7 protein-coding genes are annotated in these 7,943 nt (G+C 70.1%); 3 read left to right on the top strand and 4 right to left on the bottom strand.

Annotated features, from left to right (window positions below):
* The first annotated feature begins 229 nt into the window (after positions 1-229).
* Positions 230-1,804, top strand: a complete 1,575-nt coding sequence (locus V8688_RS30190; RefSeq protein WP_342802222.1) for a Na+/H+ antiporter — start codon at positions 230-232, stop codon at positions 1,802-1,804.
* A 6-nt stretch (positions 1,805-1,810) separates the two neighbouring features.
* Here the strand turns inward: V8688_RS30190 and V8688_RS30185 are convergent, their stop codons facing one another.
* Genes V8688_RS30185 through V8688_RS30175 form a run of 3 tightly spaced genes read right to left on the bottom strand, consistent with a single transcriptional unit; the run spans position 1,811 to position 4,737 of the window.
* Entirely contained in the window at positions 1,811-2,533 is a 723-nt protein-coding gene (locus V8688_RS30185) for a VIT family protein (protein WP_316573747.1), read from the bottom strand.
* A gap of 30 nt (positions 2,534-2,563) precedes the next feature.
* A complete protein-coding gene (locus tag V8688_RS30180; protein ID WP_316573748.1) occupies positions 2,564-4,153 on the bottom strand; it encodes a GMC family oxidoreductase in 1,590 nt (529 codons plus the stop codon).
* Between the two features lie 56 nt (positions 4,154-4,209).
* Positions 4,210-4,737, bottom strand: a complete 528-nt coding sequence (locus V8688_RS30175; RefSeq protein ID WP_342802223.1) for a YdcF family protein — start codon at positions 4,735-4,737, stop codon at positions 4,210-4,212.
* A 90-nt stretch (positions 4,738-4,827) separates the two neighbouring features.
* Here V8688_RS30175 and V8688_RS30170 point away from each other — a divergent pair, with 90 nt between their 5' ends.
* Positions 4,828-6,324 (top strand): NAD(P)/FAD-dependent oxidoreductase, encoded by a 1,497-nt coding sequence (locus tag V8688_RS30170; protein WP_342802221.1) that lies wholly within the window; start codon positions 4,828-4,830, stop codon positions 6,322-6,324.
* 79 nt (positions 6,325-6,403) lie between these two features.
* Complete coding sequence (locus V8688_RS30165; RefSeq protein ID WP_218715904.1) at positions 6,404-6,808, top strand: hypothetical protein; 405 nt, start codon at positions 6,404-6,406, stop codon at positions 6,806-6,808.
* Between the two features lie 60 nt (positions 6,809-6,868).
* On the opposite strand, the gene V8688_RS30160 is transcribed toward V8688_RS30165, so the two are convergent.
* On the bottom strand, positions 6,869-7,357 hold the full coding sequence (locus V8688_RS30160; protein WP_218715903.1) for a transcriptional regulator: 489 nt from the start codon (positions 7,355-7,357) through the stop codon (positions 6,869-6,871).
* Positions 7,358-7,943 lie beyond the last annotated feature (586 nt).

Raw genomic sequence — 7,943 nt, 5'->3', positions numbered from 1 at the left:
AGCCACCCCCGGCCTACGAGCCGCCGGTCTACGAGCCGCCGCCCCCGCCCGAACCCGAGCCGATTCCGGTGCCCGCACCGGCGCCTCCGCCGCCGCCCCCACCGCCGCCGGTCATCCAGTTGCCGTTCCCGCTGCCGCCGATCTTCGTTCCGCCCGCCGCGGCCGTACTGCCGTGACGGGCGGCGGGTCGCCCGCCGCGCGTCGTCACCGTCGGTGAGACTGATCCGCTATGGACCAGTTGGTGCTCACTCTGGTGATCCTGCTCGTGACGGTGCTCGCCGAATCGCTCGGCGGCCGGGTGGGGATCGCACCGTCCATCCTGATGACGGTGTTCGGCTGTCTGCTCGCGCTGATCCCCGCCGTCCCGAGCCTGAACATCCCGCCCGAACTGATCCTGCCGCTGGTACTCCCGCCGCTGCTCTACGCCGCCGCCCGGCGCACCTCCTGGCGGCAGTTCGCGGAGAACTGGCAGATCATCGCGTTACGCGCGGTCGGTCTGGTGATCGTCACCGCCGTCGCGGTGGCCGCGGTGTTCCACGCCTGGAATCCGGCGACGGCCGTCGCGGCCGGGCTGGTGCTCGGCGCGCTGGTCGCCCCGCCCGACCCGGTCGCGGCGACCTCGATGGCGGGCAGGCTCGGCCTGCCCCGGCGGCTCATCGTCACCCTGGGCGGGGAGGGCCTGTTCAACGACGTCACCGCGATCGTCATCTACACCGTCGGCATCCAGGCCGTGGTGACCGGCCTGTTCTCGCCGTGGCACGCGCTCGGCGACTTCGTGCTCGCCGCGGTGGTCGGTCTCGTGGTCGGCCTGGTCCTGGGCTGGGTGGGCAGCAAGCTCACCATGTACCTCGACAACGCTACCGGTCAGGTGGCGCTGAGCCTGCTGCTGCCGTTCGTCGCCTACGGCGTCGCCGAGCACTGGGAGGGCTCGGCCGTGCTCGCGGTGCTGGTCTGCGCGCTGTACCTGACCGACGCGGTGACCGAGATCGGTGATCGCGACTACCGCCTGGTCGCCGACGCGTTCTGGGACATCGCCGAAATGCTGATCACCGGTTTCGCGTTCGCGTTGATCGGCCTGGAACTGCGCGTGGTCATCGACACCACCGGGCACGACTGGTCTTCGCTGGCCGGGGTCACCGCCGCGGTCATCGCGGTCGTCGTCGGGCTGCGGCTGGCCTGGCTGCTGGTCACCTGGGCGGTGAGCACCCGGTTGCGGCGCTACACCGACGAGCCGTTCACCTGGCGCGAGGTGGTCGTCACCTGGTGGGCCGGGATGCGCGGGGTGGCCACCGTGGCGCTGGCCCTTGCCGTGCCGTTCACCGTCGACTCCGGCGCCGATTTCCCCGCCCGCTCGGAGATCCTGTTCGTCGCCTTCGCCGTCGTGCTGTTCACCCTGCTCGTGCAGGGCCCGACCCTGCCGCTGATCGTCCGGATCACCGGCGTGCACGCCGACACCCGGCAGGAGCGCGCCGTCGAGCAGCAGCTGTGGACGAGAGTGGTGCGGGCCGAACTCGCCGAGCTCAAGTTGATCGCCGCCCGCGACGACCTGCCCGAGGACGTCTACGAGGACATCAAGGACACCCTGCGCCACCTCTCGGCCAAGGCCGACCCCGAAGCGGCCGACGCCGACGCCAAGGCCACCCTCGACAAGGAGCGCAAGCTCGCCTCCCAGATGCGCGCCGTCCGCCTGGCCGTCATCGAGGCGGGCAGGCGCGAGGCCCAGGCCGCGCGCCGCGAACCCGGCATGCCGCCCGACGTCGTCGACCGTGTCACCCGCAGGCTCGACCTCGGGCCGACCCGCTGAGCCGTCTCACCCACCCAGTGTGTCGGTGAGCATCCCGATCGCGTAGGTGACAGCCATGGCCAGCGCGCCGCCGACCACCACCCGCAGCACCGCCCTGCCCCGATGGCTGCCACCGAGCTGCGCGCTCACCGACCCGGTGACGGCCAGCGCGACGAGCACCGCGGCGAAGGTCACCGGCACCCGCCACGAGGCGGGCGGCAGCACGATCGCCAGCAGCGGCAACAGGGCGCCACAGGTGAACGCGACCGCCGAGGAGCCCGCCGCGGCCCACGGATTGGTGAGCTCGGTGGGGTCGAGCCGGAGTTCGGCCTCGGCGTGCGCGGTGAACGCGTCGTGGGCGGTGAGTTCCTCGGCGACAGTGCGCGCGGTCGCCGGGCTCAGCCCCTTGGCCTCGTAGATGCCGGTCAGCTCGGCCAGTTCGGCCTCGGGATCCTCGGCCAGTTCCCTGCGCTCCTTGGCCAGCAGCGCCTTCTCCGAATCCCGCTGGGTGCTGACCGACACGTACTCGCCCGCGGCCATCGAGATCGCGCCCGCGACCAGACCCGCCACGCCCGCGGTGAGGATCGTGTGCGCGTTGTTGGTCGTCGCGGCGACACCGACCACCAGGCCCGCGGTGGAGACGATGCCGTCGTTCGCGCCGAGCACGCCGGCGCGCAGCCAGTTCAACCGCGACGCGAGACCTTCCGCGTGCGGTTCGTGCGGATGGGAGGTCGGTGACGAGTCCTGCACCCGGTCAGCCTAGTCCGTGACGCGGCCGGATCAGAGGCGGGCGCGCAGGGTGTCGGCCAGGCGCACGGCCAGCGCGAGCACGGTCAGCGTCGGGTTGACATGCCCGTTCGTCGGGAACACCGAACTGCCCGCGATGTAGAGGTTGTCCACTCCGTGCACCCGGCACTGCCGGTCGACCACCCCGTGCCGGGGATCGGCCGACATCCTGGTGGTCCCGCTCGGGTGCGCCCGATCGGCCAGCGCCAGCGGCTCGGTACTGCCGGGCCGGGCCGCGGGCACGAGCTCCGGCGCGGGCAGCCCGAGCCGCGCGAACTCCGCGACCAGCAGCGCCGCCGCCCGCCGCACGGTGGCGTCCTCACGCGCGTCGATACGCCAATCCACCTGGGGCAGCGGCATACCCACCGGGTCGGTGCGCTCGGACAACCGCACCCGGCTGTCCGGATCGGGCGCCTGCTCGACCATCGCCCACACCTCGACGCCGGTCAGCCGATGCGGCAGCCCGACCCCGTCGATCAGCCTGCGCCGCGCGCCTGCCAGCAGCAGCCCGGTGCCGGACAGCATGATCCGACCGTCGCGCCGGCGGCCCTTCCCGCTGAGCACCCGCTGCACAGCGTCCCACGGGTCGTCGGGCGCGGTGACCTCCTGCAACCACAGCGCGCAGTTGAGCAGCGACTCCCCGCGCTGGACCTCGGGGGACAGGGCGACCCCGTGCTGGTAGGTGTGTTTGCCCCGCGGTCCACGCACCACATACCTGCCGAATCGGGCCAGCGCCGCGCCGGCGGCCGCGGGGGACAGAGTGGCGACCACGCCGCTGCGATGGTCGATCAGATAGCGCCCGACCTGGTCGTACCGGTTCCCGATGCCGCCCGCGACCCGTCGTCGCGAGGCAAGCAGCAGTCGTGGCGTATCGATCCCGCCTGCCGCGAGTACGAAGATCCGCGCCTCGACGGTGCGCACCCGCCCGCCCGCGCCGGTGACCTCGACCGAATTCACGTGCGCGCCGGTGGCATCGGTGTCGAGATGGGTGACGGTCGCGTTCACCAGCACCCGGGCGGTGGGAGCGACGATGTCGCGGACGGCGGGACCCCAGCGCTTCGGGGCGAAGCGCTGCACCGGATCGCGGCTGAGCTGCCAGAAGTACGGGCGCAGCGACGCGGTGTCGAGCGGGGTGGGCGCCGGACGCCCGGCCAGCGGCCAGAACTCGGCATCGGTGAACCCGGTGCCGTGCCCGAGTCCGGCATGCGCGGCGGCGCGCTCGGCATAGGGGCGCAGGGCGGTCGCCTCGAGCGGCCAGCCCGACCGGCGCACCCACGGGCGGGTGGCGAAGTCGAGATCGTCGAGCAATCCGCAGCGGCCTGCCCAGACGTGTGAGCTGCCGCCGAGCACCCGGCAGCCCGCGATGCGGTCGCGGGGCAGGCGCGGCGCGCCGACGCTGTCGATGGCGGCGAATTCCGGCTCGGTGGGACCGATTTCGTGATCCCCGCTCTCCAGAACCAGGACCTGCAGACCCGCCGCGGCCAATTCGGTGGCGACGGTCAGCCCGGCCGGGCCCGAGCCGATGACGCAGATCTGGGTGCGCAGCGCGTCGTCTCCGACGGTGCGCAGGTCCTCGACAAGCATCGGCGGTCCTCTCGCCCGTGCTACCAGCGCGGCCCGGCACCCGGCCGCGCTCGGTGTCACTCTAGAAGCCGGGACGCGGAATTTCCGGAGGTCTCACAATGCTGGTTGACGAAAGCCCGGACATACCCGGCGGATTGGCGCACATACATCCATGCCCAGAATTCCAGGCCGGATTCGGTGGGACTGGCGACCATGGTGATCTCGCCGTCGAAACACCGGCCGACGATGTAGCGGGCGCGGGAGACATGCGGCGTGAAGGTCACCACGATGATGTGGTGCCACCCGTAAATCTTTGCCCGCCGGACGATTTCGCGTGCCTCACCGTCGGTGGTCCACGGGTCCGGCACGAAACACGAGACCCGGAAGGCGAATCGGCCGCCGCAGTACTTGTCCATCGTCGGATCGTCGGCTCCCGTGGACTGCGAGATCAGCACCTCGGGCGCGTAGCCGCGCTGGGCGAGCTCGATCCCGAGGTCGAAGCGCTCGTAGGGGGTACCGCCGAGGACGACGATCACATCGGCGCGGCGCAGCGGGTCCAGTTGCGGGTTGACGAAGACGGGCCACCCGGCGAACGTCGCCCCCATCACGATGACCAGTGCGCCGACGAGCAACCATCCCGCACGCCGAAAGATCGACACTGCACCGAGGATAGCGAAGGGTGCACACTGGACCCCATGACCGACTCCGCCGTTGCCCCCGAACACCTCGATGTCGTCATCGTCGGCGCCGGACTGTCCGGCATCGGGGCCGCGTACCGGCTGCAGACCGAACACCCGCACCGCAGCTACGCCGTTCTCGAAGCCCGCGCCGATCTCGGCGGTACCTGGGACCTGTTCCGGTACCCGGGCGTCCGCTCCGACTCGGACATGTTCACCCTCGGCTACCCGTTCAAGCCCTGGCGCGCGGCCCGCTCCATCGCCGACGGCGCCTCGATCCTGGACTACATCCGCGAGACCGCGCGGGAGAACGGCATCGACCGCCGCATCCGCTTCGGTTCCCGGGTGATCGGCGCGGACTGGTCCTCGGCGCAGGCGCGCTGGCGGCTCACCATCGCCCACGAAGGCCCCGATGGTCCCGAACTGAGCACCCTGACCTGCGGTTTCCTCTACACCTGCGCCGGCTACTACGACTACCAGCAGCCGCACGCCCCGGAGTTCGCCGGCCGCGCCGACTTCGACGGCACCATCGTGCACCCGCAGTTCTGGCCCACCGACCTGGACGTGCGCGACAAGCGGATCGTCATCATCGGCAGCGGCGCGACCGCCGTCACCCTGGTGCCCTCGCTGGCCGACGAGGCCGAGCATGTCACCATGCTGCAGCGCACCCCCACCTGGATCAGCGCCGTGCCCGGCCGCGACAAGCAGGCCGACAAGATCCGCGACCTGCTGCCCGCCGGGCTCGCGCACCGGCTGATCCGGACCAAGAACATCCTGTTCAACATCGGTTTCTACCAGTACTGCCGCCGTCGCCCCGCCGCCGCGCGCAAGCTGCTCACCGGCCTCACCACCCGCATCCTCAAAGACGACAAGCTGGTCGCCGAACACTTCACCCCCGACTACGACCCCTGGGACCAGCGCCTGTGCGCCGCCCCCGATGCCGACTTCTTCAAGGCGATGAAGAAGGGCAAGGCCGCCGTCGTCACCGATCGGATCGACCGGTTCGTGCCCGAGGGCATCCGGCTCGAGTCGGGCGAGGTCCTGCCCGCCGACATCGTCGTCACCGCCACCGGCCTGCGGCTGCTCGCCTTCGGCGGGATCGCGCCCGCGGTCGACGGCACCCCGGTCCCGCTGTCGGAGCAATTCGTCTGGCAGGGCGCGATGCTGACCGGCCTGCCCAACTTCGCTATCTGCGTCGGCTACACCAATGCCTCGTGGACGCTGCGCGCCGACCTCACCTCGCGCCTGGTCTGCAAGGTCCTGGCCCACCTGGACCGGACCGGCGTGCCGGCCGTCGTCCCGGAGCCGAAGCGCTCGCTCACCGAGCGCCCGCTGCTGGACCTCAACGCCGGCTATGTCCTGCGCTCGATCGCCGCCTTCCCCCGGCAGGGCGACCGCCACCCATGGCGGGTCAGACAGAACTACCTGCTCGACGCGCTGATCACGCTGCGCACCGACCTCGGCAAGACGCTGCGCCCGATCCACCGGGTAGGCGAGTTCACCCACAACGGGTGAGGCGCGCGGCCCCGTCTGGTTCCTACCGTTGGCGTGTGCCGTGGTGGCACATCCGTTGACCAGACGGGAAGGCCGAGCGATGACAGATCAGAATCAGCACCCGGTACGCGAGGGAATCGCGGCAGGAACCTCCATCGGCGCAGGCATTCTGCTGGCCGTGGTCGGTGTCCTGCAGATCCTGGAAGGTATCTCGGCTGTCGCCAACGACGATCTGATCGTCGTCGGTCCCGAGTACCTCTATCAGTTCGACCTGACAGCCTGGGGATGGTGGCACATCGTCCTCGGCGCGATCGCGGTGATCGTCGCGATCGGCCTGCTGGCCGGTCAGACCTGGGGCCGGGTGATGGCCATGGTGATCGCCGCACTCGCGATCATCGCGAACTTCCTGTGGCTGCCGTACTACCCGTGGTGGTCGATCCTGATCATCATCATCAATGTCGTGGTGATCTGGGCGGTGGCCACCTGGCGCCCGCACAACGTCTGATTCCCGCTACCGACGACGCCGCCCCGGTCATCGACCGGGGCGGCGTCGTGTCGTACGAGGTCAGTAGGCGAGTGTCGGTTCGCCGGCGTCGGGATCACCGAGGGTGTCGAGCAGATGATCGGAGAGCCGTTCCCCCAGCGCGGCCAGCTCGGCCTTCTGCGGGTCGTCGAGCCCGTCGAGCACCAGCCTGCGCACCGCGACCAGGTACTCCGGCGTCGCCTCGGCCACCTTGGCCAGCCCGCTCTCGGTGAGTACCGCGTCCACCCCGCGCCCCGATTCCGCCGCCGCGCGTTTGGCCCACCCCACCCGTTCCAGCTTGGACACCACATGGGACAGCCGGGAGATGGACCCGTGCCCCCTGGCGGCGAGCAGGCTCAGCTGCATCCGATGGTCCGGCGCCTCGCGCAACAGCGCCATCACCCGGTACTCGAAATGGGTCACACCGAACTCGCGTTGCAGCCGCGAGTCGAGTGCGCTCGGCACTCGCATCGCGAGGGTGACCACCGCGCTCCAGGCGCGACGTTCGACCGAGTCGAGTTCCTCCGTCACCTCGGCCTCCTTTCACCCCAGCGTTAACTGAAGAATTGCTGAACGTCGGGAAACTGTATATCGGAGGGGGTGTGGTGTCTACGTGGGCCATGTCATGTCGGCAGGTAGAGGGAAGTTTTGGCGATCGACTTCACCTGGACAATTGATCAGTTGCTAATGGATCGCCGTCGCCGGTTGGTTGCCGCGTTGCGGCGCCGCCGGCTCCGTGGTGGACGCGGAAGGTTGCGGGGCGGGTCGGATAGGGGTGGGAAACACCGCATCTACCAGGCGATTTGACTTCGCGTTCGCGGCNGGTGGACGCGGAAGGTTGCGGGGCGGGTCGGATAGGGGTGGGAAACACCGCATCTACCAGGCGATTTGACTTCGCGTTCGCGGCTGCGTAACTTAATTCGAGTCAGAGCGACACGGACACCGACCCGGTGCCGATCTGCTGAGCCTCCCGAGGTTGGCGGATGGTGCAGGGAAACGAGGTAGGACGATGAGCGCCTGACTGATCATGTGTGCGGGCTCACTGTTCGCCGAACTTGCTTCGGTGGATCGCCTGCGCTAAAGTTTGAACCCTTGCCCTGACTGAAGCCCCGACGAA

The sequence above is a fragment of the Nocardia sp. No.11 genome, assembly GCF_038752175.1.
Taxonomy (GTDB): Bacteria; Actinomycetota; Actinomycetes; order Mycobacteriales; family Mycobacteriaceae; genus Nocardia; species Nocardia canadensis.
This window is presented reverse-complemented; position numbering and strand designations above follow the sequence as displayed.

What these genes read in the sequence shown, in the direction of transcription:
- V8688_RS30190 (WP_342802222.1), top strand. Translation starts at nt 230, where the DNA reads ATGGACCAGTTGGTGCTCACTCTGGTGATCCTGCTCGTGACGGTGCTC.
- V8688_RS30180 (WP_316573748.1), bottom strand. Translation starts at nt 4,153, where the DNA reads ATGCTTGTCGAGGACCTGCGCACCGTCGGAGACGACGCGCTGCGCACC.
- V8688_RS30175 (WP_342802223.1), bottom strand. Translation starts at nt 4,737, where the DNA reads ATGGGGGCGACGTTCGCCGGGTGGCCCGTCTTCGTCAACCCGCAACTG.
- V8688_RS30170 (WP_342802221.1), top strand. Translation starts at nt 4,828, where the DNA reads ATGACCGACTCCGCCGTTGCCCCCGAACACCTCGATGTCGTCATCGTC.
- V8688_RS30165 (WP_218715904.1), top strand. Translation starts at nt 6,404, where the DNA reads ATGACAGATCAGAATCAGCACCCGGTACGCGAGGGAATCGCGGCAGGA.